Below are 26,834 nucleotides of genomic sequence, written 5' to 3'. Positions count from 1 at the left end.
GTCGCTTTGGGGTCAGAGCTGCAGAAATCCGAATCGAACCAGCAGAACGGATTTGCCAAGTCACTTACTTCGTCAAGACCGTTGGCTACGCCGGCCGTCCCGCCGCGGCCTCCGCCTCGGCGACGCTGCTGTACAGCTCCTCGTCCGGGGCGAACTCCGGCGCGGGCAGCGCGATCGGCGCCGCGACCTCGGCAGCCGCCTCGGCCTCCGTCTCCGCCTCCTCCTCGGCGGTCAGGACGGCGGTCTGCGCCAGCGCGGCCTCGTGCTCGTGCTCGTGCTGGTCGGCCCCGGCGCGGGCGCGCTTGCGGCGCTTGCCGTTGCCCGCGGCGGCGCCGGCCGGCGCCTGGTCCAGGTGGACGATGACACCGCGGCCGTTGCAGTGGACGCAGGTCTCGGAGAAGGACTCCAGCAGGCCCTGGCCCACCCGCTTGCGGGTCATCTGCACCAGGCCCAGCGAGGTCACCTCGGCCACCTGGTGCTTGGTGCGGTCGCGGCCCAGGCACTCCAGCAGGCGGCGCAGCACCAGGTCGCGGTTGGACTCCAGGACCATGTCGATGAAGTCGATCACGATGATGCCGCCGAGGTCGCGCAGCCGGAGCTGACGCACGATCTCCTCGGCCGCCTCCAGGTTGTTCCTGGTGACCGTCTCCTCCAGGTTGCCGCCCTGGCCGGTGAACTTGCCGGTGTTGACGTCGACGACGACCATCGCCTCGGTCCGGTCGATGACCAGCGAACCGCCGCTGGGCAGCCACACCTTGCGGTCCAGCGCCTTGGCGAGCTGCTCGTCGATCCGGTACGTGGCGAAGACGTCGGTCTCGCTCGTCCAACGCTGGAGACGCGGGGCGAGATCGGGCGCGACGTGCGCCACGTAGCCGTGCACGGTCTGCCACGCCTCGTCGCCGCTCACGATGACCTTGGAGAAGTCCTCGTTGAAGATGTCGCGCACGACGCGGACGGTCATGTCCGGCTCGCCGTACAGCAGCGAGGGGGAGCTGGCGCTGCCGCTCTTGGCCTTCTTGCGGATGTCCTCCCACTGCGCCTGGAGCCGCTCGACGTCCCGGCGCAGCTCGTCCTCGCTCGCGCCCTCGGCGGCGGTGCGCACGATGACGCCCGCGTCGTCGGGGACGATCTTCTTGAGGATGGTCTTCAGGCGGGCCCGCTCGGTGTCGGGCAGCTTGCGGCTGATGCCGGTCATCGAGCCCTCGGGCACGTACACGAGGTAACGGCCCGGCAGGGAGACCTGGCTGGTCAGACGGGCGCCCTTGTGTCCGATCGGGTCCTTGGTGACCTGCACGAGCACGGACTGGCCGGACTTCAGCGCGGCCTCGATGCGACGCGGGCCGTTGGACATGCCCAGCGCCTCGAAGTTGACCTCGCCCGCGTACAGCACGGCGTTGCGGCCCTTGCCGATGTCGATGAAGGCGGCCTCCATCGACGGCAGGACGTTCTGCACCTTGCCGAGGTAGACGTTGCCGACGTACGAGGTCGACTGCTCCTTGTTGACGTAGTGCTCGACGAGCACGTCGTCCTCCAGGACGCCGATCTGCGTACGGTCGCCGTGCTGGCGGACGACCATCACGCGCTCGACGGCCTCACGGCGGGCCAGGAACTCGGCCTCGGTGATGATCGGGACGCGTCGGCGCCCCTGCTCGCGGCCTTCGCGGCGGCGCTGCTTCTTGGCCTCCAGCCGGGTCGAGCCCTTGATGGACTGCACCTCGTCGATGACGTCCGTCGAGCGCTCTTCCTTCTTGCGCGGCTCGCGGACCTTCACGACGGTGCGGTCGGGGTCGTCGGCGGACGGCTCGGAGTCCGAGCCGCCGTCCCCGGCGCGGCGGCGGCGACGGCGGCGCCGACGGCTGCTGCTGCTGCCCGCGCCCCCGTGGTCCTCGTCGTCCTCGCCGGACGGGCGGTCGCTCTCCGCGGCGTCCGCGGCGTCCGCCGCGTCCGCCGCGTCCTCGTCGAGCTGCTCCGCGGTGTCCTCGGCGTCCTGCGCGGCCTGCGCCGCGGCCAGGCCGCCGGTCTCCTCCGTCTCGTCGTCCCCGTCGTTCTCCGCGAAGTCGCCCCGGCGACGGCGACGGCCGCCCCGGCGACGGCGACGGCGCGAACCGGCGTCCTCGTCGGCGTACTCGGCGGAGTCCTCGGCCTCGTCGCCCTCTTCGTCTGCTTCCACGGGGGTCTCGACGGTCTCGGCGGCTTCGGCGGGCTCCGCGGTCCGGGCGCCGCGCGGCTCCGGCGCCTCGTCGCCGGCGCCCTTGCGACGGCGGCGGCGGCGCGAGACGGACTGCTCGTCTTGAGCGACGGTCCGCTCCTCGGGCAGCTCCTCGGGGGCCTCCGGCTCCGCCTCCGCCGCCGAAGCGGCCGCCTCGGCGGCGGCGCGCTGCGGGGTCTGGAACTTCGGCTCGGCGAAGACGGGCGGCTGGAACACGGCGACGGCCGGACGCGCGGGTCGGCGCGACCCCTCGGCCGCGGCCTCCCCGGCCTCCGCCTCCTTGCCCTTCGCGGCCCTGCCGCGCTTCGCGGCGGCGACCTGCGCGGGGGGCTCGGAGAACCCGGTGGCCGCGCGCCGCTCGACCCGGCGGCGGCCGCGGCGCGGCGCGGTCTCCTCACCGGCGGCCGGGGCCTCGGCGGTCTCGGCGGACCGGCTCTCGGGAGTCTCGGCGGCGGTCTCGGCCGGCGCGGTCTCCTGCACGGCCTCGTCCGCCGCGACCGCGGGCTCGGCGGCCCGGCGCGTGGCACGGCGGCGGGTCCGCTGCGGCGCGGCGTCCACGGCGGGCTCCGGCTCGGGCGACTCGGATCCCTGGACGACCGGTTCGGCGGCGGTCTCAGCGGTCCCGGCGGTCCGCGGGGCCTCGGCCGCCGTCTCGCCCACGGGAGCGCCGGCCGGCGCGGTCGCGCGGCGCGTGGCGCGGCGGCGGGTGCGCTGCGGGGCGGCTTCTACGGTTTCGGCGGCCTCCTCGGCCGCCTCGGTCCCGGTCTGCTGCGCGGCGGCGGCCGGGGTCTCGGCCGCGGCGGGCTCGGCGGCCAGCGGCGCCCCGGCGGGGGCGGACGCGCGGCGGCGGGCACGGCGGGCGGGCGCGGGCGCCTCGGCGGCCGGCTCGGCCGCGGCCTGCGCCGGGGTCTCGCTCTCGGCGGGGGTCGCCGGGACGACGGTCTCGGCGGCCTCGGCGACGGCCGGGGACCCGGCGGGCGCGGCGGCGCCGCGCGTGGCGCGGCGACGGGTCCGCTTGGGGGCGGCGGCCTCGCCGGTCTCGACGGCGCCCCCGGAGGTCTCCGCGGCCTGCTGCCCGGAGTCGGCGGCCGGGGCGGCCGCCGTGACGACGCTCTCGGCGTCGGTGTCCGGCTGGGCCGCCTTCGGCGCGCCGGACGGCGCGGAGGCGCGGCGGCGGGTACGGCGTGCGGGCGCCGCCTCGGCGGTCGCGGCGCCGTCCTGCGCCTGCGGCGCGGGCTCGGCGGCGTCCGGGGCGGAAGCGTCCGGGGCGGAGGCGACGACCTGGGCCTCGGCCGCGTCGGCGGGTCCGGCGGGCGGGCCCGCCGGGCGCGACGCGGCACGGCGCCGACGGCGCGGCGGCAGGGTGTCGCTGGGGGTGTTCAGTTCTGCGGAGCCCTCAAGGGGCTCGTTCGGTCCGAGCATGCGGGCGTATCTCCCGTCAGGCTCCCGGGCGCCGCGCCTGGTCCGGCGCCGGCCGTGTCGGCCGGACACCGTTGACGTCCGCGGCCCGCGCTTTCGCGTCTGGGCCGCCGTCCGGCGCGGGCGCCGCACGGGAGCTGTCCGTGTCCTGTCTCGCCGGTTCCGCACGCCTTGTCGCGTACGGCCTGGCGAAAGTCTTGTGGTCGGTGCGCTGCCCGACCCAGGTGGCTCCCGAGTACGAGGGCGGCGCTTCGGCGTCCGTCCCTGAAGGCGCCTTCCCTAAGCAGGCGCCTTCGCGGCGGCGGCGTCGGCGGCCCCTCCTCCTGAAACGGCGGGGGCGGCCGGTTCCGCCTCGCGGTCGGGCGCGAGCGGGTCGGTCACCGTGCCGGTCTCTTCATCGAGCAGCCCCTGCGCCAGCCTGGTCACCGCTGCGGGGACCGGCGGCGCCAGGTCGGCCACGGCGCGGAGACCGGACAGGACGTCGTCGGGTCGTACGGCAGGCGTCACGTGCCGAACAACCAGCCGCAGTATCGCACAAGGCCGGTCGCTCGGCCTATCAGCCACCGCGTCCCGCGCGGGGGCGCTCTCCAGGCTGACCACCGCGGGGCGGGCGTCGAAGGTGCGCACGCCGTTCTTGGTCATGCGCTGCACCTCGACGGCAGCCGCGCCGTTGAAGGCCGCGACCGCGTGTGCCGCCTGGTCCGGGTCGACGCCGTCCAGCCGCATCTCCCACACGGAGGCCGTCAGCCGGTCGGCGAGTCCGGACGTGCGGGCCTCGACCGCCTCGACGATGTCGAGCCCGGTGGGCATGGACTCGTCGAGGAGGGCGCGCAGCCGCTCCGGATCCCGGGACGCGGCGAGCGCGATCTCCAGGTACTCGGCCTCGCTGCCGGTGCCGGTGGGTGCGGCGTTGGCGTAGGAGACGCGGGGGTGCGGGGTGAACCCGGCCGAGTACGCCATGGGCACCTCGGCGCGGCGCAGCGCTCGCTCGAAGGCGCGCTGGAAGTCGCGGTGGCTGGTGAACCGGAGGCGGCCTCGCTTGGTGTAGCGCAGGCGAACGCGCTGCACCACGGGTGCGGGCGGCGGGCCTTCGGGCTGTCGCTTGCCCAGGGGTACCTCTCCTTGTGTCGTGCCGGCCGTGCCGCGGGTCCCGTCTGTGCGCGGGGGCGTCCGGTCGGCGCGTCCATCGCCGCGCGGCTCCGGGTGTCGCGCGACACGCGGGACCCGGCCGCGGCTGCGGCTCTTCTTCCCAGGGTACGCGTCCGGCATTCCAGAAGTTCCCGCCCGCCCCCGCGGACGCCTCGCCGAGCCGTGCCGGGACACGCGCGAACGCGCAGGCCGGAGGGCGCGCGCCGAGGCCGTGCACCGAAGGCCGTGCACTGAAGGCCGTGCGCCGAAGGCCGTGAGGAAGGCGGTGAGCCGAAGCCCGTGAGGAAGGCCGGGCGCCGAAGCCCGTCAGGAGTGCCGCCCGTCCGTCAGCGCCCGCCGCCGCCTGCGTCCGCGGGCTCGGTCTCGAGCGCCTGGCGGTCGAACAGCAGCAGCCCGGCGAAGAACAGCGCGCCCACGGCGAGCAGGCCCACCACGATCAGCGCGGGCAGGTGCGCCTCGGCCGGCGCGACGAGGGCGAACAGGGAGAACAGCGACCACACCAGCGCCAGCACCGCCACCGGCAGGTCGAACCGTCCGAGGTCGAACGCGCCCTTCCGGCGGTCCAGTCCGCGGCGTACCGCCAGGTAGAGGACGATCGTCGCCCCGTAGATGAGCGCCGGGAGGATCGTGGACGCCGTGATCAGCTTCAGCAGCGCGGTCCCCGGCAGCGCGACCATCAGCACGACGCCCACGCCGAGGATCAGGACCGTCGCGGGAATCGGGGTGCGGGTGCGCGGGCTGACCCGGCGCATGAGCCGGTGGGCGGGGAAGCGCCCGTCGCGCGCCATCGCGAAGACGATCCGCGAGCACGCGGTCATCACCACCATGCCGGCGCCGAAGAACGCGAAGGAGACGGCGATCAGGAGCACCGTCTCCATCGCCGGTCCGAGCTGCTCGCGCATGATCGCCGCGACCGGCGACTCGCTCGCGGTGATCCGCGGAATGTCCTCGATCGCGACCGTGAGGCAGACCAGGAACACGATGCCCAGCACACCGGCGGCCACGACGGAGCCGACGATCGCCCGCGGCACGCTGCGAAAGGGGTCCTTGGCCTCCTCGGCCAGGTTCGCCGCGGAGTCGAAGCCGACGAGCGTGGCGAGTCCCATGATCATCGCGATCATCAGCCCGCCGCCGACGCCGAAGTAGTCGGCGGAGTTCCCGGTGACGCCGCGCGAGGCGAGGTTGCCGACCGCGCCCCGGCCGGTGACCGCCACCGCGACGGCGAGGGCGAGCGCCACCGCCACGACGAGCACCAGCTCCAGCCCCACCGCGCACGAGTTGATCAGGCTGACCAGGCGGGTCGAGGCCACGACCAGCACGGCCTGCGCCAGCAGCACCGCCAGGGTGATCGTCCGCGCGGCGCCCTCGTCCGGCGCCATGCCGGCGAGCGGCATGAACGCCTGGCTGGCGAGCGCGTTGTCGATCGCCGCCACCGCGATCGCCAGGTAGCAGAAGGTCAGCCAGCCGAACCCCCAGCCGATCTTCGGGTTGGCCAGCCGCGACGCCCACTGGTAGGACGAGCCGCTGAGCGGGATCCGCCCGGCGAGCTGCGCCACCACCAGGGCCACCAGCACCTGTCCCACGGTCGCGACGACCCACAGCCAGATGCCCACCGGCCCGGCGTTCTGGATACGTCGTCGTACGTCGAGAAGATGCCGACCGCCACCGAGATGAACGCGAACGAGATCGCGAACACCTGGAAGGAGCCGAGCGTCCGCCTCAACTCCTGCTGATAGCCGCCGAGTTCGACGCCGTCGCCGCTCGCGGGGCGGACTCGCGGCTCCCTGCCGTCCTCGGAGCGCGGTGAAGCCTCTTCCGCCACTGCGGCACCCGCCTTCCGTACGGCCCCGGCGGCCGTGACGTCAGGCTCCCACCGGCGCGCTCCCGGCCCGTACGCGGACACACGAGCGTCCGGGGAAACCGCCTGTTCGGAGCGGAACCGCCGGACTTTTGGTTGCGGGGCCGACGCCTCTGCCGGAAAGGCGGGCCGGCGCCTCATTCCGAAAAGGTCGCCTCGATCCGTAAGGGAGGGACCGCCGGCCCCCATGAAGGGGGAACCGCCGACCCCCGGACGGGGAACCGCCGACCCCCGGAAGGGGGGACCGCCAGTCCCCGGACAGACGCGGCCTTCATCCGGCCCGCGACCGGAGGCACCGTGGAGGGCACAGGCGGACACCGCCCCCTTCCCAGGATCGGAGAGCCCCCATGACCCGCATCGCCCTCGTCACCGGCGCCAACCGCGGCCTCGGCCGCAGCACCGCCCTCCACCTCGCCGAGGACGGCGCCGACGTGATCCTCACCTACCGCTCGCACCCCGAGGAGGCCGAAGCCGTCGCCGCCGAGGTCCGCAAGCTGGGCCGTACGGCGCTCGTCCTGCGGCTGGACGCCGGAGACGTCTCCGCGTTCCCCGCCTTCACCGACCGGGTGCGGGCCGGGCTGGACGAGCACTGGGGCCGTGACACCCTCGACATCCTCGTCAACAACGCGGGGCACGGCGTCCAGGCGCCGTTCGCAGAGACCACCGAGGAGCAGTTCGACGGGCTCCTCGACGTGCACCTCAAGGGCGTCTTCTTCCTCACCCAGGCCCTCCTCCCGCTGATCGCGGACGGCGGCCGCATCCTCAACGTCTCCACCGGCCTGACCCGCTTCATCGCCGCCGAGACCTCCGCGTACGCCGCGGCCAAGGGCGCCGTAGAGGTGCTGACCCGCTATCTCGCCAAGGAGCTGGGCCCGCGCCGCATCGCCGTCAACGCCCTGGCGCCCGGCGCCACCGCCACCGACTTCGGGGGCGCCCACATCCGCAACAGCCAGCAGGCGCAGCAGGCCCTCGGCGCCGTCACCGCGATGGGCAGGGTCGGCGAGGCGGAGGACATCGGCGCGGCCGCCGCGGCACTGCTCGCCGAGGGGACCGCCTGGGTGACCGGGCAGCGGATCGAGGCGTCTGGCGGGATGATGCTCTGAGCCGGGACGCCGTTCCCGGCCCCAGCCGCTCGCAGCCGTAGGCGGCATGAGCAGCCGCAGGCAGCCTTATCCAGCATCAGAGGAAGAGCCGACACCGTGGACCGCGCACAGCTCGCCGACTTCCTGCGCACCCGCAGGGAGGCCCTGCAACCCGAGGACGTGGGGCTTCCCCGCGGTCCGCGGCGCCGCACCCGCGGGCTGCGGCGGGAAGAGGCGGCCTCCCTGTGCGGCATGTCCACGGACTACTACGGCCGCCTGGAGCAGCAGCGCGGGCCGCAGCCGTCGGAGGCGATGCTCGCCGCCATGGCCCGCGGCCTCCACCTCTCCCTCGCCGAACGCGACCACCTCTTCCGTATCGCCGGGCACAACACCCCCTCCCGCTCCGGCCTGCGCTCGGACCACGTGACACCGGGGCTGATGCGCATCCTGGGACGGCTGGACGACACCCCGGCGCAAGTGGTGAACGACGTCGCCGAGACGCTGGTGCAGACCTCGATGGCCGCGGCGCTGCTGGGGGATCAGACGCGGTTCACCGGGCCCGAACGGAGCTTCACCTACCGCTGGTTCACCGACCCCTCGGAGCGGTTGGTCTACGCGGAGGAGGACCACCCGCTGCACAGCCGCTTCTTCGCCTCCGGCCTGCGCGACGCCTACTCCCGCCAGGGCGCGGGCGGCCGCGCCGGGGAACTGGTCGAACTGCTGCACGCCCGCAGCGAGGAGTTCGCCGCCCTGTGGGCCGCCCACGAGATCGGCGTCCCGAAGGTCGACCCCAAGCGGGTGCGCCACCCGGAACTGGGCGTCCTCAGCCTCCAGTGCCAGGTCCTGACAGACCCGGACCAGAACCAGTCCCTCCTGGTGTACACCGCCGTCCCCGGCTCCAAGGACGACGAACGCCTCCGCCTCCTGCCGGTACTGGGAGTACGCGCGGCGGGGACGTAGGACGACCGGCTGGGGCACGCGGGCGCTGTCCCAGCCACCCGCCACCGCTCGGACCTGCCGGAACGGGCGGAGAAACACCGCATCGATCCCTTCAGCGACGCACACGGCCGCCGAACAACGACGTTGTGATAGTCACTGGGTATCATTCCTTCATGCTGTACGCGACGCCGTCCCTCACCGCGACCGACGAGGCAGTCCTCGCCGAGATCGCCGCCATGCGCTCCGACCTGCGCCACGCCGTGCGCCAGGCGCCGGCGAAATGGACGCAGGACCTGCGCCGCGCCCTGACGGCCTCGGCGATCGCCGCCTCCAACACCATCGAGGGCTTTCAGGTCGACGTGCGGGACGTAGCCGATCTCATGGCCGGAGAGCGGGAGGGCGTGGACGCCAGCGACGTCGACAAGGCCGAGACCCTCGCCTATCAGCAGACGATGACCTACATCCAGTCGCTCTACGACGTGGACGACTTCGCGTACAGCAAGGAACTGCTCAACGCCCTGCACTGGATGCTGCAAGGCCACCACCACACCCCGCAGCGGCCCGCCGGCCAGTGGCGCCGCAAACCGATCTTCATCAGCGCCGCCGGTGATCCGCTCAGCACGGAGTACGAGGGTCCCCACGAGGACCAGCTCCCGGCGCTCACGGGAGAACTGGTCGACTGGCTCAACGAAGGCGACCTGGACGCGGACCCCCTGGTCCGCGCCGCGATGGCTCACCTCAACCTGGTGAAGATCCACCCGTGGGTCGACGGCAACGGCCGCATGTCCCGGAGCCTGCAAACTCTGGTCATCGCCCGTCAGCGCGTCCTCGCTCCGGAGTTCTCGTCCATCGAGGAGTGGCTGGGCATGCCCGGGAACACCTGGGACTACTACAGGGTGCTCCGCGAAGTCGGCGGTCCCGTGTACTCGCCGGAGCGCGACACCGGCCCGTGGATCCGCTTCAACCTGCGCGCCTACCACGAGCAGGCGCAGCGGGTGCGGCACCGCGTGCGGCGCTCCACCGACGTCTGGCTGCTGCTCGACGAGCACGCGGAGAGCCTGGGCGTCAGCGAACGGCAGATCGCCGCCCTGCACGAAGCGGCGATCGCCGGACGCGTACGCCGCTCCCGCTACGAGAAGAGCGAAGGACTGAACACCCAGCAGGCCACGCGCGACATGCAGGCCCTCGTCAAGGCCGGCGTTCTCACCGCAGTCGGACAGACCAAGGGCCGCCATTACGTGGCCGGCGACCGCTTCCCCCCAGACGTCCTCGCAGCCGCCCAGCGCCGCCACACCATCCGGGACCCCTACGCGTCATAGCCGCCGTCGCCCTCAGTGAGCCGACCGCAGCCGATGAGGAGGACGGCCGCTCGCCGCCGCCAGTGACGCCGACGCCCGACCGCCAGGGAGGCGCCGGACGGCACCGCGAAGATCACCCTTTCGATCAGCGCCCCGTGCCGCCGTCCAGGTCGAAGCGGCACCAGACCGTCTTGCCGCCCCGCTCCTCCGGCGACCACCAGACCGCCGATGCCAGGCGCTGCACGATGAGCACGCCACGGCCGTTGTCGGGCAGTACCGCTTCAGACAGCTCCCCGAGCAGCCCCGGTGAGAACGCCTCTCCCGCCGGAAGCAACGGCGGTGTCGAGTCTTCGTCGGTCACGCCGATGAACAGCCACTTCGGCCACAGCTTGAAAGTCACGTCGATGCGCCGGCAGCCACCGGCCACGGCGAAGTGACGGTCCGGCACCGCGTGATTCACCACGTTGCCGACCAGCTCCGAGACGACCAGCCGGGCGTCGTCCACGACCACGTCGGCACCCGCGTTCCGGAGGAACACCGCCGTCATCTCACGTGCCGTGCGCGCAGTGTCCTCGAACTCGGCGAACAGCGTGAGCGTCAGGAAATGCCCATCGGCACACGGGGTCGGCGGTGCCGCGAACCAATTGGCATACGCCTCCAGTTCACCCGCCAGCCCCTCGGTCTTGCCCGCATCCATCACGTCCCCTTCCGAGAGCCGAGACGGCTCGTTCGGCGCCGGTTGCATCACGCAAGCCAGTACACGGCTCAGCGGGCGTGACCGGGAGCGTTCACCAGGGGGTTCACGTGAACACGGTCGAACGCAAAGGGGGTTCACCAAGGAACCCTCCCAAGCGATCCTGTTGTGCCACCATGAACATTCGCCGTCATTCTCGGGTTGGCAGGGGAGCATGAGCCGAGAGCCGAACGCGCAATTGATCGCGGTCATGGACGAGGCGAAGGTCTCGAACAAGGGTCTCGCCAAGCGGATGAAAGACGCCGCAGACCAGCGAGGCATCGGCCTCGGAACGACGCACGTATCAGTGCAGCGATGGCGAGACGGCGCGGGCATCCAACCGCAGACGGCGGCGATCATGGCGGACGTCCTCAGCGCTAAACTGGGCCGCTGCATTACGCCGGTCGATATCGGATTCTTCGATCACACCCAACCGACCGTCTCAGACCCAGTCGGCTACCCGAGCACCGTGGCCGACGTACTGTCCATGCTGGACGGACTCGCCCAGGAACGAGCCGAGGCCGCAGTCACCGACCGCATGGCCGTAGCGGACGCCGACCTCAGCACAGCAGTTCTCTCCTGGATGATCGCGCGCCCCGACGGCATCCAGGTCGACCGACCCACTCACCAACGCGTCGGCATGCGCGACGTGCGCGCGATCAGAGACGCAGCCGTCACGTTCATGCAGCTTGACTTCAAGTACGGCGGAGGCCACGGCCACCGAGCCTTACGCCACTACTTCCGATACGAAGTCCTGCCGCTGCTCAGCGCCAGCTACAGCGAAAAGGTTGGCCACGCACTCTTCAGCGCCAGCGCCGAAGTCTCCCAGTTGCTCGCATGGACCGCGTACGACGTCGGAAACCACCGACTCGCCCACCGCTACCTCACCTCCACGCTGCGCCTGTCCCAGGTCATCGACGACCGCATGTTCGGCGCCCGCATCCTCGGCAACCTCAGCCACCAGGCCAACTACCTGGGCAACCACATCCAAGCCGTCCAACTCGCCCAAGCCGCCGTCGAGGGAGCCAAAGGCCGAGCCACCCCACGCGCCATGGCGAACTACTGGGCCATGGAGGCCCGCGCCCTGTCCAACGCAGGCGACCGCACCGGGGCCGGCCGCGCCATGAACCAAGCCGAACGCCACTTCGGCCAAGCCGACACCGCCGACGACCCCGCATGGCTCAGCTACTTCGACGACGCCGAACTCCTCGGCGAGTTCTGCCACTGCTTCCGCGACCTGAAGATGCGCCGCGAAGCCGTCGAGCACGCACAGCGCGCCGTCGACAGCACCGACCCCCAGTACGCCCGCACCCTCGGCTTCTGCCGCATGGTGCTCGCCCAGAGCCAGCTACTGAACGGCGACCTGGAAGCCGCCGTCACCACAGCCAGCCTCGCCGTGGACGGCGGCGACACCCTCCAGTCCAACCGCTTCCAGCGCTACGTCACCGACTTCCGGGCCGAGGTCAGCGCGCACGCGACCCATCCCGCCGTCGTCGCCTTCGACCAGCAGGTCAACGAAGCACTCGCCCGCCTGAACGACGAGGACGAGTAGCTCTACCGCGGCCGCCAATCACGCGGCGCATCGTCGTTGCGCAGAGCCGCAATGCGCCGGCGGTACTCGTCGGCCGTCTCCCGGTCTTCCTGGACGTTCTGCATGAGCCACGTCGTCATGCCGAACTCTTGGAGCCGCCGGAGCGTGTCGTAGCCATGCCAGTCGTGCAGGTCACGCCCGTAGGCCCGGACGAAGTCGGCGTACTGCTCGTCGCTCTGCCACCCAAGACTGTGATGCTCGGTGGCTGTGACCATCAGGTCCCACTCAGGGTGATCGAAGCAGAAGGCCTCGAAGTCGATCAGGACCACTTCACCCCGATCGTTCACCATGAGGTTCTGCACATGAGCGTCGCCGTGCACCGGCCCCTTAGCGGTCTCGAACTCCAGCGCCCCGAACTGGTCGCGCAGCTCACGCCACCGCTTCCGCAGGAAAATCCTGTCATCCTCCGGGATCGCAGCCCGGCTGATCCGCAGCTCCTGCTTGTCGAAAGGATCGAACGACGGCAGCTCAAGTCCCCCCGGCAGGGTCATGGAGTGCAGGCCACGCAGGATGCCTCCCAGCTCCCCGTAGGTCGCCTTCCGCTCAGCTTCGACGATGAGATGCCAGAAGGTCACCGGGTGACCCTCGACGATCAACGGCTGCTCCAGGTCATCGACGATGCGCGCAGCCGGGAACCCTTCCCCGGCAAGCCACCGTGACACCCCCACCTCATTGCGGGCCTTGGATAGGTACTCCTCACCGCGAGCAACCCGCACGACCACTGGTACTGAGGCCAGCCGAAACAACGCGTTCTCCCCGAGGCGGATCAGATGGGCGCCTCTGTCATCCAGCCCAGTCGCCCGACAAGCGGCCCTCATCACCCGCACGGCTTGCTCGGACGTGAACGTCTCACCCGACCGAGCAGCGTCAACCGCCATGCCCGTACCAGCTCCCCTAGTCGCGCGCGCTCAACCGGCACACAGCTACGGGCGACCCAACCCGAACGTGCGCCATGCACGCCTCAGACGCCACCTACCCAGCAACAGCGTAGGGAGTCAGCGATCTTGAGGACAACTCCGTTGAAATACCACAGCGTTGACTCAGTGCGGCTAGCATCATGCGCATCAGCTCAGCGTGAACCGCACCGGAGGATCGTGTGACTACCGAGCGCGACGTAATTGATCTTGCAGAGGCCATCAAGGCAGTACGACTGCAACTCAAAGAGGCCTCAGCAAATGCCGAGCAGGACCAGATGCAGATGGATGTCGATAGCCTTGAAATGGAATTCACCGTTGAAGTGCGGCGCGACAGGAAAATAAGTGGCGGCGTCAAAGCATGGGTGATAAGCACGGGCGCTGACACTACTCACGTCACGAGCGGTACGCACCGAGTGAAAATATCTTTGAAGCCGAAGATGCGAATTACGGGTGAAAGCGTCAAGGTGGGAGATGAGTGCGATAATAGCCTAAGTGAAGCCATGCCGTTTTCGTAAGCCTCTACACGCGACCCCGGAAAGGTGACACAGTGAACCTGGGACGACATCGAGTCGCTGCTGTTCGCTCAGCGCGGCTAGGTAGCGGCGTGTTGCTCTCTCCGCGACTCATACTAACGGCTGCTCATGTCGTGGGCCGCAGAGGCCTACAAGGTTCCGACAGTACACCCATATACGCGTGCGCGAGCAAGAGTATTGGCGATGTCGAGTGCTCCGTTCTGTGGGCGCCACCCAACGGCGATACCAAACTAGACGCGGTTCTCCTTGCCACTGAGCAAGATGTCGTGCCGACGGAAATGTACAAGGATTACGAGCCGTTGTTGTGGGGCGAAATTAGAACGCTAGAGCCCGTTCCGGGTTGTTACGCCACGGGTTTTCCTCGAGTCGGAAGGGATTCTGGCGCGATTCCCAGAGCTGAGCAGTTCTGGGGCACCCTAGCGCCGGGAGCGAGTGCAGGTGAAGGGAATTTTGTACTCAGTAGCGAAGCAGTTCCGCCCCTCGCATCTCTAGAAGAAGAGTCTCCATGGAGTGGAATTTCCGGAGCAGCCGTGTTTTTCCGCAGCCTGCTAGTAGGCATGGTTGTTGAAGATGATAGACCCAACCGATGGCGTCATTCAAGAGTAGGCGTTCTACCTGTAACTAGACTCTTGGAAAGTGATTCGTTTGCCCAGGCAGTGCGAGAGCGCACAGGGCAAGCAATAACCTTTACCGGAGTTACGGAACAGGAAGTTGTTGATGCCGACTTCGAGCGTAGGTATGCCCAAGCGATATGCGCAGAACACGGAAAGATCCGCATCTTCGGTTTGGATATTTCGAGGACTCACAATCGCGGTTTGGACTTGGAAACGGCCTACCTCAGCCTGGAAGCAGTCTCCACTTCGGCCGACCGTTCTGGCGAGTACAACCTCGACGCTGATTCAATTAATTCTTCTGCGAGAGTGGAAAAGGTATTTAAAGGAAAACGTCGCATCCTTCTTCGCGGCCAAGCGGGCTCTGGAAAGTCCACACTTATGCAGTGGATTGCGATTAAATCCGTTTCGGGATCCCTGTCTGAAGATCTGGGCGTTCTTAATAATCGGGTGCCATTTATACTTCGACTTAGGGCGATGTACCGTTTGGATAACCTTCACCCGAGACCGAATCAATTCTTGGAAATCGGCAATATACCGATAGCTGATGACCAACCCAGTGGTTGGGCGGATCGAGTTCTCCGTGGTGGCCGGGGGCTACTTTTGGTTGACGGAATGGATGAGATTCCTGATGAAAAGCGCGATGAGGCCAAAAGGTGGCTTGGGTGGGTACTACAACACTACCCTAACGTGTGGGCGCTTGTAACTGTACGCCCTTCGGCGATACCTCCTGCATGGCTTCAGGATTACGAGTTCGACGAATTGGCTCTTCGTCCAATGAATACTGTCGATCGAGCGATCTTTATTGAGAAGTGGCATCAGGCAGCTGGCCTCGAATCACCTCCTGGGGTGGCTCGTTCACTTTTCGAAAGTGAGCGTACTACACGCGAGTTGCGAGAACTTCAGGATGGTTTGCTCAGGGCCCTGGAGGTAACACCGCAACTCGCAGCCCTGACGGATAGTCCATTGCTTTGCGCGATGATCTGTGCTCTGCACAGAGACCGGCATGGGGCCTTGCCTAATGGGAGAATGGAGATTTACAGAGCGGCCCTAGGTATGCTACTTGCCCGCCGAGATCAGGAGCGACAGGTTGAGCTCGAACTCGAAGAGGATGAACACCGTGCCCTCCTTCAAGAGATAGCAGCTTGGCTTGTCGGCGAAGGGCTGGTAGAGGGAGGAAAATCTGACGCGGTGAACCAAATCGCTAGGATGGTTCCGAGTCTCAACCGAATCAGCCACAAGTTTAATGCAACGCAACTATACGATCACGTGGTGGAGCGTAGTGGGCTAATTACTGAGACCACCACGGAAACTTTTGAGTTTATTCATCGCACTTTTCAAGACTACCTCGCTGCGCAGGAGTTCAAAGAAGCACGCAGTTTTAAAATGCTCGCGAGTCGGGCGAACGAGGATCAGTGGGCTGATGTAATTCGAATGACTGTAGGGCATTGTGACTACAGGGACAGGGAAGTCCTACTGCGTAATATTTTGAAGATCGCTGACTCCGCTGAAGACGAGAGGGCGCGGCGCGACATGCATCTACTCGCTGGCAGTTGCCTGCCTTACGCCACACGGCTAGACGCAAGTGTTCGCGAAGATATTCTCGATCGAGTTGCCCAGTATCTTGGGCACGTCGGCAATCCCGCCAGAGGCGAGGTCGCCAGGCTTGCCGCTGTTGGTGACGATCTAATCTCGATTCTTCCCACCTCTGACGTCCCTCCTTGGCTTATTGAAGTTCTTGGGGAAATAAGGAGCGAGCGGGCCTTTGACGCTCTGACGTCGATTTCGAGAGGCGCAAATACAGCCGTTTTGGACAGGGTCGCCAAGCTTTGGAGGTCGTTCGACACTCGTAAATTCGCCGATAAGTTGCTGACACAAGTTGACTGCTCTGAAATCGCAATTTGGGTTTCGGAGGTCGATCAACTGGCTGAACTAAAAAAGCTGGGACCCATGCGCAGGCTCGTCCTCGATGGCCTATCCGAAGAGTGCAACAGTGGCGCTTTTGATGGAGTCGAGGCCGCCATTTTGGGAGTATATAACTCGACGCATCTTGGCAGTCTGAACTTCGCGCAACGAATGAAAGGAGTTGTCTCGCTAGAGGTCTTTGGAGGTTGGGGACCTGAAGATCTTTCCGCGATTTGCAATCTCCAATTGAGCTCGATGTGCATCGTAGACGTTGCCCGCATGCGAGTGACAGCTGGCCACCTGAATGAGATACTTTCCTCGCAAGATCATTTGCAAGTACTAGGTTTGGGATCATTCGAGCTGGAACTACTTGGAACCGATATGGTTATTCCTAGTGTGACCGTGCTGAAGTTGTGGTATCCGAGAAGAGGGGTCGCGGGCCTTCGTAAAATAGCGAATGCTTTCCCTAATCTTGAAGACCTTGAAATTCACCTGGATGATTCCGGTGAGGCGCGCGTCATCGACCTGTCGCCATTTTCCAGCAAACACAGCTTCTCAGTGCTCATCTCCGGCCATTCCGAGAGGCCCAAGATTCGCGGGAAACACCTCTTCTCCCCTGGCAGTCTCGATTTGTCCATCAATTGCACTAGGACTGCGGAATGGGGACAAAACGAATGACAATTCGACAAAATTCAAATAATTCAATGCGTTCGAGCAAAGCCTCATTCGGAAGTACCCAAAACTTTAGAGCCGTCAATACTGCAGAGCCCCTGATGGTACGGCGCAGAAAAGGCAGTTCCTACTTGCTAAGGCCGACTCAGACATCCGTGCGAGATCGGAATGGGCGAGGCTAGCCCTTCAATTAGAGCGTGGGCGGTGCCGTAGTTCCATCCAAGTGTCTCGGATAAGAGAGCAGTCCGCTGAGACAGCAGGCTCAGTCACTCACCACACGGTTGAGGCTGAGGCGCGCCGACTCCCGCTCCCGACGTGCGCTCAGCCAAATCTGTCGGCTACAGGGGAGAGTGATGATAAGAGGAGGCGGCAGCCGTATCGAGGGTGCCAGTCCCCTTAAACCCACAGCACGTCGGACTGCATCGTTGAGGAGACACCAGATGGTGGCAGCGGCGTCCTAGCCGCGATCTGCGCCAACCGCTGCCGCCCCCTCCGCGTGCCGAGTGCGCTCAGCACCTTCACCGCGTCTTCCTCTATGACGTCGGCCACACCCTCAGCGATGCAGTGCAACGGCTCGTCCACCCCCACTCCCCCGCTTCAACTGGTCAGAGGAGACTTCTTCACCGTCAGCGGCAGCAGCTTCTTGCCTGTGGGGCCGATTTGGATGGAGGTGTCCATCGCCGGGCAGACGCCGCAGTCGAAGCACGGCGTCCAGCGGCAGTCCTCGACCTCCGTCTCGTCGAGCGAGTCCTGCCAGTCCTCCCAGAGCCAGTCCTTGTCCAGGCCCGAGTCCAGGTGGTCCCAGGGCAGGACCTCCTCGTAGGAGCGCTCGCGGGTGGTGTACCAGTCGACGTCCACGCCGAAGCCGGCCAGCGCCTTGTCCGCGCAGGCCATCCAGCGGTCGTAGGAGAAGTGCTCGCGCCAGCCGTCGAAGCGGCCGCCGTCCTCGTAGACCGCGCGGATCACCGCGCCGGTGCGCCGGTCGCCGCGCGAGAGCAGGCCCTCGACGATGCCCGGCTTGCCGTCGTGGTAGCGGAAGCCGATGGAGCGGCCGTACTTCTTGTCGCCGCGGATCTTGTCGCGCAGCTTCTCCAGGCGCGCGTCGGTCTCCTCGGCGCTGAGCTGCGGGGCCCACTGGAAGGGCGTGTGCGGCTTGGGGACGAAGCCGCCGATGGAGACCGTGCAGCGGATGTCCTGGGAGCCGGAGACCTCGCGGCCCTTCTGGATGACGTGGGTCGCCATGTCCGCGATCTGGAGGACGTCCTCGTCGGTCTCGGTCGGCAGGCCGCACATGAAGTACAGCTTCACCTGGCGCCAGCCGTTGCCGTACGCCGTGGAGACCGTCCTGATCAGGTCCTCTTCGGAGACCATCTTGTTGATGACCTTGCGGATGCGCTCCGAGCCGCCCTCGGGGGCGAAGGTGAGGCCCGAGCGGCGGCCGTTGCGGGTCAGCTCGTTGGCCAGGTCGATGTTGAAGGCGTCCACGCGGGTGGAGGGCAGGGACAGGCCGATCTTGTCCTCCGTGTAGCGGTCGGCCAGGCCCTTGGCGACCTCGCCGATCTCGGAGTGGTCGGCGGAGGACAGGGACAGCAGGCCGACCTCCTCGAAGCCGGTCGCCTTCAAACCCTTTTCGACCATCTCGCCGATGCCCGTGATGGAGCGCTCGCGCACCGGACGGGTGATCATGCCCGCCTGGCAGAAGCGGCAGCCGCGCGTGCAGCCGCGGAAGATCTCCACCGACATCCGCTCGTGCACCGTCTCCGCGAGCGGCACCAGCGGCTGCTTGGGGTAGGGCCACTCGTCCAGGTCCATCACCGTGTGCTTGGACACGCGCCACGGGACGCCGGACTTGTTGGGCACGACCCGGGAGATCCGGCCGTCGGGCAGGTACTCGACGTCGTAGAAGCCGGGGACGTACACCCCGCCGGTCCGCGCCAGGCGGAACAGCAGCTCCTCCCGGCCGCCGGGGCGGCCCTCCGCCTTCCAGGCGCGGACGATGTCGGTGACCTCCAGGACCGCCTGCTCGCCGTCGCCGATGACCGCGCAGTCGATGAAGTCCGCGATCGGCTCGGGGTTGAAGGCGGCGTGGCCGCCGGCCATCACGATCGGGTCGTCGAGGGTGCGGTCGGCGGCCAGCAGCGGGATGCCCGCGAGGTCCAGCGCGGCCAGCATGTTGGTGTAGCCCAGCTCGGTGGAGAAGGACAGGCCGAACACGTCGAACGCCTTCACCGGGCGGTGGCTGTCCACCGTGAACTGCGGGACGCCATGCTCCCGCATCAGCGCCTCCAGGTCGGGCCAGACGCTGTAAGTGCGCTCGGCGAGGACGCCCTCGCGCTCGTTGAGCACCTCGTAGAGGATCATGACGCCCTGGTTGGGCAGGCCGACCTCGTACGCGTCCGGGTACATGAGCGCCCAGCGGACGTCGCACGACTCCCACGGCTTGGCGGTGGAGTTCAGTTCGCCGCCCACATACTGGATCGGCTTCTGCACATGCGGGAGCAGGGCCTCTAGCTGCGGGAAGACCGACTCGACAGACATCGCGGGAATTACCTTCGTGAGCTGACTGGGGCAGTCCCCGACCGGAGCCGGGGGGAGGGTGACCCTCAAGACTAACGCGTGCGCAGCGCCTTCCCATACGGCCGCAGGTCCGACCAGAGATCCGGCAGCCGGGCCTCGACGTCGTCCGCCTGCCGCTCCTCGCGCCCGTAGAGCACCCCGTAGGCGAAGGCGCTCTCCCCCGCCCGCTGGGCGAGCCCTGCGAGTTCGCGCAGGGCCTCGCGGGCCATGACGCCGTCCTGGTGCTCGCCCAGCAGCTTCTGGAGCTTCTTGGCGGCGCGCGCCGCGTCGGAGGCCGGGGCGCCGAGCGCGGGGACGGCCGCCTCGGCCGCGTACCGGGTGCGTTTGGCCTGCTTGCGGGCCTGGTGCAGGGCGGTGTCCCGGTCGTCGCCGGGCGGCAGCGCGAGGGCCTGCTCGATCCGGCGGCCCAGCGTGCGGAAGTCCTTGCGCACGGCCTTGCGGAGGACCTTCTTCGGGGCCTTCCCGGCGGCCGGGCGCAGCGGCGGGTCGGCGAGCAGCGCGTCCAGGGCGTCGAGCAGCTTCAGGTGCCGGGGGCTGTCCAGGAACTTGACGAGGCGGCGGCGCGTGCCGCCGCGCCGCTCCCGGTCCCAGGCGCGCACCTGGGCGTGCACGGGGCCGGTCACCAGGGCGCGGGGCAGGCGGTCGAGCTGTTCGGTGAGGCGTGCGGTGAGCACCTCTTGGTCGCGCTCGGCGCCGAGTTCCGCGCCGAGCCGTTTCAGCTCGCCGTCCAGCCGGTCCGTGGCGGCGCGGTCCAGGACCGTGCGGAAGCTGCGCAGGGCGCTGCGCAGGCGGCGGGCGGCGACGCGCATCTGGTGCACGGCGTCCTCCTCGTTCCTGCGCACCGCCGGGTCGAGCGCGACGAGGGCGTCCCGCTGGGCGCGCAGCCGGGCCAGCACATGGTCCCCGGCCGTGACGGGCTCGGGTTCCTCCGTGGGGGCCGGGCAGCGGGGCCCGGCGGTCTCGGCGAGGGCGCGGGCCAGTTTGGAGGCGGCCGGGGAGCGGCGCACGCCCGCCTTGCGCAACCGTTTCTCCACCGTGTCCAGGAGCGCCGGGTCGCCGTCCTCGGCCAGTTCCACCTCGATCTCGCTCCACCGCGCCGTGCCGCCGGGGCGGGGCAGCCGCCGGGCCCGTACGGCGTCCACGCTCACCTCGGCGAGCAGCGCGCCGTCGGCGTCCAGGAGGTGGGTGACCGCGCGCCGTGAGCGCAGCCGGACCAGGGGGCGCAGTTCCGCGTCGCGGACCCGGGAGCGCACCAGGCTCGCGAGGAGGGGCGGCACGGCGTCGGAGAGGGGGGCCCGGATCTCGTCGCGCACGCCGGGGGCGACCGGGAGCTTCAGGTGCCATCCGGCGTCGGTTCCGCCGGTGCGGCGGCGCAGGGTGAGCCCGGCGGCGGCGAGCCGCTGGTCGTCGGTGTCCCAGTAGACGGCGTCCAGTTCGTCGACGCCCCGGTCGGCGACCGCGGCGACGGGCCCGGCCCCGGTCAGGTCCGGCAGGCCGCCCGCCGCCGACTCGTACTTCCGCTCGATCTCTCGCTTCGTGACCGCCATGTATACGAATGTAGGACGCGCGGGCGGCCGCGCGCGCAGTGAGGAGGCGCGGGGCGCGGTGTGAAAGCGCGCTGGGCGCCGTGGGAGCGGGCGGGCGCCGTGCCGCACGCGGTCGGTGAACCGCTGGTCGGGGCCGGTTGCGCGGCGCCGCCTGGGAGAGGCGGCCTTCTTCCACGCACCCTGTCACGCACTTTCACGCACCGGGGTGCTTCCCGCCCCCAGTGACGGTGCGGGCCCCGGACGGCGCAGGGACGCGGAGCCTCACCGGCTGAAGCCACCGGCGCCTCACCCGTTCAAGACGACTCACCCGTTCAGGACGCCTCACCCGTTCAAGGCACCTCACCCGTTCAAGACGCCTCCCCCGTTCAGGACACCTCCCGCGCTCAAGGCCCCTCAGCCGGGACCCGGCTCCCCCGTCCACGGCCTCCCGGGACGGAACCGCCTAGGCGGACATCGGCCGCTGGGCCTTGATCGACTGGAGCAGGCCGACCGCGAACCAGACCGCGAACATCGACGAGCCGCCGTAGGAGACGAAGGGCAGCGGCAGGCCGGTGACCGGCATGATGCCCAGGGTCATGCCGACGTTCTCGAACGCCTGGAAGGCGAACCAGGCGACGATCCCGGCGGCGACGACGGTGCCGTACAGCTCGGAGGTCTCGCGGGCGATGCGGCAGGCCCGCCACAGCACGACGCCGAGCAGGACGATGATCAGGCCGGAGCCGAGGAAGCCCAGCTCCTCGCCGGCCACCGTGAAGACGAAGTCGGTCTGCTGCTCGGGCACGAACTGGCCGGTGGTCTGGGAGCCGTGGAAGAGCCCCGCGCCGGTCAGTCCGCCGGAGCCGATGGCGATGCGGGCCTGGTTGGTGTTGTAGCCGACTCCGCCCGGGTCGAGGCTGGGGTTGGCGAAGGCCGCGAACCGGTTGATCTGGTACGCGTCCAGGATGTGGAGCTGCCAGACGGCCAGCGCGCCGAGGGCCCCCGCGCCGATCAGGCCGAAGACCCAGCGGTTGGAGGCGCCGGAGGAGAGCAGCACGCCGAGGATGATGGTGACCATGACCATGACCGACCCGAGGTCGGGCATGAGCAGCACGATAAGGATCGGCACCGAGGCCAGGCCAAGCGACTGAAGGACCGTGCGGTGGTCGGGGTACGGCTTGTCCCCCGCGTCGACCCGGGCGGCCAGCATCATCGCCATCCCCAGGATGATCGTGATCTTCACGAACTCCGAGGGCTGGAGGGAGAAGCCGCCGCCGAGCACGATCCAGGAGTGCGCGCCGTTGACGGTGGAGCCGAGCGGGGTGAGCACCAGCAGGATGCCGAAGACCGACAGGCCGTAGAGGACCGGGACGGCGTTGCGCAGGCCGCGGTGGCCCAGCCAGATCACGCCGATCATCAGGGCGAGCCCGATGCCGGTGTTCATCGTGTGCCGGATCAGGAAGTAGTACGGGTCGCCCTGGTTGATCTCGGTGCGGTTGCGGGTGGCCGAGAAGACCAGCAGGGCGCCGATCGCGGACAGCGCGAGCGCGGACAGCAGCATCGGCCAGTCCAGCCGGCGGGCCACCGAGTCCCGGGCGAGCAGCCGGGTCCAGCCGGCCCGCCGGGGTCCGTATCCGGAGACGGAGAAGCTGTTCGCGCCGGTCATGCGGTCGTCCTCCGGCTTCCCCGGCCGCGCCCGCCGCGCGGGCGCCTGCGGGTGTCGCGGTTGCTGGTCGGCGGCGAGGCGGCGCCGCCCGTCTGCTGGTCGTCGGGGGCGGCCGGTCCCTGGTCGGCGACCTTCTTGGCCACCTTCTCCTGGTCCTTGGCCGGGTCGCCGGGGATCTTCGGGGCCGGGATCGTGCCGTCCGGCTGGATCTTCGGCAGGCCCTTCTGCGGGGTCGGCAGCAGCGCCCTCTTGCCGTCGACGGCGCCGTCGGCCTGGACGCCGTACAGGGCGCTGTAGATGTTGCGCACCGCCTCACCGGAGGCGCCGGAGCCGGTGCCGGCCTGGGCGATGGTCATGACGACCGAGTAGTCCTTGCTGTAGGTGGCCAGCCAGGACGTGGTCTGCTTGCCGTAGACCTCCGCGGTGCCGGTCTTGGCGTGCAGCGGGATCTTGTCCTGCGGCCAGCCGGCGAACTTCCAGGCGGCGGTGCCGCGGGTGGCGACGCCGGCCAGCGCCTGGTCCATCATGTCGCGGGTGGCCTTGTCGATGGGCAGCCTGCCGTGCGAGCGCGGCTTGATCTCCTCGACGTGCTTGCCGTCGGCGCTGACGACGGCCTTGCCGAGGGTCGGGGTGTACAGGGTGCCGCCGTTGGAGATCGCGCCGTAGATCACGGCCTCCTGGATCGGCGTGACGAGCGTGTCGCCCTGGCCGATGGAGTAGTTGATCTCGTCGCCCTCGCGCATCTTGTTGCCTTCGAGGCAGTTCTCCCAGGCGATCTTCTCGACGTAACTGCCGTCCTTCTTGCCGCTCTTGCACCAGGCGTCCTTGTTGGCCTGCCAGTACCGCAGCTTCCACTCGCGGTCGGGGACGCGGCCGGTCAGCTCGTTGGGCAGGTCCAGGCCGGTCTGCTTGCCGAGGCCGAACTGGTGGGCGGCCTTGAAGAAGTAGTCCTTGGGCTGGCCCTTCTTCGGGTTGATGCCGCCGTCCTTCTTCCACTGGTTGTCCGCGAGGCCGTAGAAGACGGTGTCGCAGGAGACCTCCAGCGCCCGGCCCAGGGAGATGGGGCCGAAGTTCTCGCCCTCGAAGTTCTTGAAGACCTGGCCGCCGACCGAATAGGAGCTGGTGCAGGGGTAGTCGCCGTTGAAGTCGTAGCCGGCCTCGATGGCGGCGGCCGTGGAGACCACCTTGAACGTCGAACCGGGCGCGGACTGCCCCTGGATCGCCCGGTTCAGCAGCGGGTAGTCGGAGTCCTTGCCGGTGAGCGCCTTGTAGTCCTTGGCGGAGATCCCGCCGACCCAGACGTTGGGGTCGTACGTCGGCGCGGACGCCATGGCGACGACCCGGCCGGTCTTGGCCTCCATCACGACGACGGCGCCGGAGTCGGCCTTGTAGTTGGTGCCGGTGTTGTTGTCGTGCTGCTGGCGGGCGGCCTTCATCGCCTTGTCCAGCTCGTACTCGGCGACCCGCTGGACCCGGGAGTCGATGCTGGTGACCAGGTTGGCGCCGGACTGCGCGGCGTCCGCCTTGGCCTTGCCGATGACCCGGCCGAGGTTGTCGACCTCGTAGCGGGTGACGCCCGCCTTGCCGCGCAACTGCGCGTCGTACTGCCGCTCCAGGCCGGAGCGGCCGACCATGTCGGAGCGCAGGTAGGGCGAGGAGGTGTCCTTGGCCTTCTGGATCTCGTCGTCGGTGACCGGGGAGAGGTAGCCGAGGACCTGCGCGGTGTTGGACTTGCCGGGTCCGGCGTAGCGGCGCACGGCCTCCGGCTCGGCGGTGACGCCGGGGAAGTCCTCGCCGCGCTCGCGGATCTCCAGGGCCTGCCGCGCGGTGGCCTTGTCGGTGATCGGGATGGGCTGGTACGGCGACCCGTTCCAGCACGGCTGCGGGGTCTTGGCGTCGCACAGCCGGACCTTCTGCTGCACGTCGTGCGGGTTCATGCCGAGGACGCCGGCCAGCTTGGCGAGAACCGCCTTGCCGTCGTCCTTCTGCTTCAGCAGGTCGGTGCGGGAGGCGGAGACCACCAGCCGGGGCTCGTTGTCGGCGAGCGGGACGCCGCGCGCGTCCAGGATCGAGCCGCGCACGGCGGGCTGGACCACCTGCTGCACGTGGTTGCCGGACGCCTCCCGCTGGTAGTAGGCGCCCTCGCGGATCTGGAGGTACCACAGCCGGCCGCCGAGCGTGCCGAGCAGGGAGAGGACGAGGATCTGGATGACGACGAGCCGGGTCTGGACGCGTGGGCTGCGGCCGGTCTCGGGAATGTTGGTCACGGGTGCTGCCTCCCCCTCTCAGTGCGTGTACGGGTCGTGTCCGGCGAGGCGGCGAGCCCCGGGGACGGTTCGCGGACGTGTGGTCACAGCCGCTTGACTCCCTTGATCCGGCCCACCCGCGCGGTGCGGACCCGGGCCCGGGACTTGAGCCCGCTGAGCGCGCCGCGCTGGCCGCCGACGCGCAGCCCGGTCCCGGCGGAGAGCCATCCGGAGGAGATGTCGGTGGCCTGCTTGGAGGCGGCGCCGGTCTCGGTGAGCGGGTCGTGCTCGGAGCGCCGGGCCAGCCACATGACGCCGGGGACCACGAACGGGGCCAGCAGCAGGTCGTAGACGGCGGCGCTGACCAGCAGCCCGGCCAGGCCGACGTGCCGCGCGGCGGTGTCGCCGACGAGGGCGCCGACCAGCGCGTAGAGCAGGGTGGAGCCGAGGGCGGCGGCGACCACCGTGGCCATCGGGGCGAGGGCCGACTTGACCTGGCCGTTCTCGGGTTTGATGAGCCCGGCGAGGTAGCCGACGACGCACAGCACCAGGGCGTAGCGGCCGGCGGCGTGGTCGGCGGGCGGGGCGAGGTCGGCGAGCAGGCCGGCGCCGAAGCCGATCAGGGCGCCGCCGACGTGGCCGTAGACCATGGCCAGGGCCAGCACGGTGAGCAGCAGCAGGTCGGGGACGGCGCCTGGCAGGTGCAGCCGGGCCAGGACGCTGACCTGGACCACCAGGGCGACGACGACCAGTGAGCTGGAGAGCAGGATCCGGTTGAGACGCATGGGGACTTCTCGCTCCTACTGCTGCTGGTCGTCGGCGTTGGACCGCTCGTCGGACCGCCCCGGTGAGGCGCCGTCAGTCGGGCTGGGGGTGGCCGTCACGGTCACCGTGGGCGTCGGGGTCGGCTTGGGCTTGGGCGGCAGGACCTCGTCGCGCGGGTCCTTCTTGGGCGCCTGGACGACGACGCCGACCACGTCGAGCTTGGTGAAGCCGACGAAGGGGGTGACGTAGACGGTGCGGGTGAGGTCGCCGCCGGTGGGGTCGAGCCGGGAGACGACGCCGACCGGGACGCCGGGCACGAACGGCTTGTCGCCCTGCGAGCCGAAGGTGACGAGCCGGTCGCCCTTCTTCACGTCCGCCTTGCCGTTGAGCAGTTGCACGCGCAGCGGCCGGTCGCCCTGGCCGGAGGCGAAGCCCAGTTCGTCGCTGCCCTCCAGCCGGGTGCCGACGGTGAAGTCGGGGTCGTTGGCGAGCAGCACGGTGGAGGAGCCGGGGCCGACGGTGGTGACCCGGCCGACCAGGCCGTCGGCGTTGAGGACGGTCATGTCGCGGCGGATGCCGTCGGCGGCGCCGGCGTCGATGGTGATGGTCCAGGAGAAGCCCTGGGCGGCTCCTATGGCGATGACCTGGGCGCCCTTGATGCCGTACTGGCCGTCGCCGGACAGCTTCAGCATCTGGTCCAACTGCCGCAGGCGGCTGCGGTTGCGGTCGTCGCTGCCGAGCTTGGCCTTGAGGGCCGCGTTCTCCTTCTCCAGGGCGGCGAGCCGGTCGTGCCGGTCGCCGGAGTCGCGGACCGCGGAGACCGCGTCGCCGACCGGGTTGACCGCGCTGGACACGCCGCTCTCGATCGGGCCGAAGACGGCGGCGGCGGCCTGCCGGGCGCCGTCCGCCGGGGAGTTCTCGCCGCCCCGGATGTCGACCGTGATCAGCGCGAACGCGATCGCGACCAGCAGTACCAGGAGCAGCCGGCTCTCTTTCGTGTCCCTCACGTGCGGCGGCCGTGCCTTCCTCGTAGGAGATCGAGTGGCCCCAGGGGCGGGCGCGGAGCGCGGGTCCGAGGGAACCGGGTGCGGGGGCTTGTGCGGTGACGTCGGCTACGTCAGCGGTCCGCCGCACGAGAGCG

17 protein-coding genes and 1 pseudogene are annotated in these 26,834 nt (G+C 69.2%); 6 read left to right on the top strand and 12 right to left on the bottom strand.

Annotated features, from left to right (window positions below; genetic code table 11):
• Positions 1–94: 94 nt before the first annotated feature.
• The 3 genes and pseudogenes from ABZ861_RS06175 to ABZ861_RS06165 all read right to left on the bottom strand — a co-directional run.
• Positions 95–3,631: pseudogene (locus ABZ861_RS06175) on the bottom strand (Rne/Rng family ribonuclease); the annotation flags it as partial.
• A 276-nt stretch (positions 3,632–3,907) separates the two neighbouring features.
• Positions 3,908–4,696, bottom strand: a complete 789-nt coding sequence (locus ABZ861_RS06170; RefSeq protein ID WP_361624503.1) for a TIGR03936 family radical SAM-associated protein — start codon at positions 4,694–4,696, stop codon at positions 3,908–3,910.
• 407 nt (positions 4,697–5,103) lie between these two features.
• The gene (locus tag ABZ861_RS06165; RefSeq protein WP_361624415.1) at positions 5,104–6,390 is read right to left on the bottom strand and encodes an APC family permease; all 1,287 of its coding nucleotides are present in this window, start codon (positions 6,388–6,390) and stop codon (positions 5,104–5,106) included.
• 592 nt (positions 6,391–6,982) lie between these two features.
• Between ABZ861_RS06165 and ABZ861_RS06160 the strand changes: the two genes are divergently transcribed.
• The 3 genes from ABZ861_RS06160 to ABZ861_RS06150 all read left to right on the top strand — a co-directional run bounded on the left by ABZ861_RS06160 (position 6,983) and on the right by ABZ861_RS06150 (position 9,975).
• Entirely contained in the window at positions 6,983–7,738 is a 756-nt protein-coding gene (locus ABZ861_RS06160) for an SDR family oxidoreductase (RefSeq protein WP_361624412.1), read from the top strand.
• A 96-nt stretch (positions 7,739–7,834) separates the two neighbouring features.
• Complete coding sequence (locus ABZ861_RS06155) at positions 7,835–8,677, top strand: helix-turn-helix transcriptional regulator (protein WP_361624409.1); 843 nt, start codon at positions 7,835–7,837, stop codon at positions 8,675–8,677.
• A gap of 152 nt (positions 8,678–8,829) precedes the next feature.
• A complete protein-coding gene (locus tag ABZ861_RS06150; RefSeq protein ID WP_361624406.1) occupies positions 8,830–9,975 on the top strand; it encodes a Fic family protein in 1,146 nt (381 codons plus the stop codon).
• Between the two features lie 124 nt (positions 9,976–10,099).
• On the opposite strand, the gene ABZ861_RS06145 is transcribed toward ABZ861_RS06150, so the two are convergent.
• Positions 10,100–10,651: an ATP-binding protein gene (locus tag ABZ861_RS06145; protein ID WP_361624403.1), complete on the bottom strand. Its 552-nt coding sequence runs from the start codon at positions 10,649–10,651 to the stop codon at positions 10,100–10,102.
• Positions 10,652–10,862: 211 nt separating this feature from the next.
• On the opposite strand from ABZ861_RS06145, the gene ABZ861_RS06140 reads away from it, so the two are divergent.
• Positions 10,863–12,239, top strand: a complete 1,377-nt coding sequence (locus ABZ861_RS06140; protein ID WP_361624400.1) for a sporulation protein — start codon at positions 10,863–10,865, stop codon at positions 12,237–12,239.
• Between the two features lie 2 nt (positions 12,240–12,241).
• On the opposite strand, the gene ABZ861_RS06135 is transcribed toward ABZ861_RS06140, so the two are convergent.
• Entirely contained in the window at positions 12,242–13,156 is a 915-nt protein-coding gene (locus tag ABZ861_RS06135; RefSeq protein ID WP_361624397.1) for an aminoglycoside phosphotransferase family protein, read from the bottom strand.
• 218 nt (positions 13,157–13,374) lie between these two features.
• Here ABZ861_RS06135 and ABZ861_RS06130 point away from each other — a divergent pair, with 218 nt between their 5' ends.
• Together ABZ861_RS06130 and ABZ861_RS06125 are read left to right on the top strand one after the other, a co-directional pair.
• Positions 13,375–13,710 carry a trypco2 family protein gene (locus tag ABZ861_RS06130; RefSeq protein WP_361624394.1) on the top strand — a complete coding sequence of 112 codons (336 nt, stop codon included), beginning with the start codon at positions 13,375–13,377 and terminating at the stop codon, positions 13,708–13,710.
• Between the two features lie 647 nt (positions 13,711–14,357).
• Complete coding sequence (locus ABZ861_RS06125) at positions 14,358–16,922, top strand: NACHT domain-containing protein (protein ID WP_361624392.1); 2,565 nt, start codon at positions 14,358–14,360, stop codon at positions 16,920–16,922.
• A gap of 390 nt (positions 16,923–17,312) precedes the next feature.
• On the opposite strand, the gene ABZ861_RS06120 is transcribed toward ABZ861_RS06125, so the two are convergent.
• The 7 genes from ABZ861_RS06120 to mreC form a co-directional block, all read right to left on the bottom strand.
• Entirely contained in the window at positions 17,313–17,432 is a 120-nt protein-coding gene (locus ABZ861_RS06120) for a hypothetical protein (protein WP_361624500.1), read from the bottom strand.
• 81 nt (positions 17,433–17,513) lie between these two features.
• Positions 17,514–19,454, bottom strand: a complete 1,941-nt coding sequence (locus ABZ861_RS06115) for a TIGR03960 family B12-binding radical SAM protein (RefSeq protein ID WP_361624390.1) — start codon at positions 19,452–19,454, stop codon at positions 17,514–17,516.
• Between the two features lie 71 nt (positions 19,455–19,525).
• Positions 19,526–21,040, bottom strand: a complete 1,515-nt coding sequence (locus tag ABZ861_RS06110) for a CYTH and CHAD domain-containing protein (RefSeq protein WP_361624387.1) — start codon at positions 21,038–21,040, stop codon at positions 19,526–19,528.
• A gap of 442 nt (positions 21,041–21,482) precedes the next feature.
• Positions 21,483–22,682: a rod shape-determining protein RodA gene (gene rodA, locus ABZ861_RS06105; RefSeq protein ID WP_361624384.1), complete on the bottom strand. Its 1,200-nt coding sequence runs from the start codon at positions 22,680–22,682 to the stop codon at positions 21,483–21,485.
• Positions 22,679–24,949: a penicillin-binding protein 2 gene (mrdA, locus tag ABZ861_RS06100; protein WP_361624381.1), complete on the bottom strand. Its 2,271-nt coding sequence runs from the start codon at positions 24,947–24,949 to the stop codon at positions 22,679–22,681. Before mrdA ends, rodA begins: the two co-directional genes overlap by 4 nt.
• Before the next feature lie 83 nt (positions 24,950–25,032).
• Positions 25,033–25,713: a rod shape-determining protein MreD gene (gene mreD, locus ABZ861_RS06095; RefSeq protein ID WP_361624378.1), complete on the bottom strand. Its 681-nt coding sequence runs from the start codon at positions 25,711–25,713 to the stop codon at positions 25,033–25,035.
• A 15-nt stretch (positions 25,714–25,728) separates the two neighbouring features.
• On the bottom strand, positions 25,729–26,700 hold the full coding sequence (gene mreC / locus ABZ861_RS06090) for a rod shape-determining protein MreC (RefSeq protein ID WP_361624375.1): 972 nt from the start codon (positions 26,698–26,700) through the stop codon (positions 25,729–25,731).
• Positions 26,701–26,834: the final 134 nt, after the last annotated feature.

This window comes from Streptomyces sp. NPDC046985 (assembly GCF_040644415.1).
Taxonomy (GTDB): domain Bacteria; phylum Actinomycetota; class Actinomycetes; order Streptomycetales; family Streptomycetaceae; genus Streptomyces.
This window is presented reverse-complemented; position numbering and strand designations above follow the sequence as displayed.

Coding starts and splice junctions, on each gene's coding strand:
- ABZ861_RS06160 (WP_361624412.1), top strand. CDS start 6,983: ATGACCCGCATCGCCCTCGTCACCGGCGCCAACCGCGGCCTCGGCCGC.
- ABZ861_RS06110 (WP_361624387.1), bottom strand. CDS start 21,040: ATGGCGGTCACGAAGCGAGAGATCGAGCGGAAGTACGAGTCGGCGGCG.
- rodA (WP_361624384.1), bottom strand. CDS start 22,682: ATGACCGGCGCGAACAGCTTCTCCGTCTCCGGATACGGACCCCGGCGG.
- ABZ861_RS06115 (WP_361624390.1), bottom strand. CDS start 19,454: ATGTCTGTCGAGTCGGTCTTCCCGCAGCTAGAGGCCCTGCTCCCGCAT.
- ABZ861_RS06140 (WP_361624400.1), top strand. CDS start 10,863: ATGAGCCGAGAGCCGAACGCGCAATTGATCGCGGTCATGGACGAGGCG.
- mreD (WP_361624378.1), bottom strand. CDS start 25,713: ATGCGTCTCAACCGGATCCTGCTCTCCAGCTCACTGGTCGTCGTCGCC.
- ABZ861_RS06135 (WP_361624397.1), bottom strand. CDS start 13,156: ATGGCGGTTGACGCTGCTCGGTCGGGTGAGACGTTCACGTCCGAGCAA.
- ABZ861_RS06145 (WP_361624403.1), bottom strand. CDS start 10,651: ATGGATGCGGGCAAGACCGAGGGGCTGGCGGGTGAACTGGAGGCGTAT.
- ABZ861_RS06150 (WP_361624406.1), top strand. CDS start 8,830: ATGCTGTACGCGACGCCGTCCCTCACCGCGACCGACGAGGCAGTCCTC.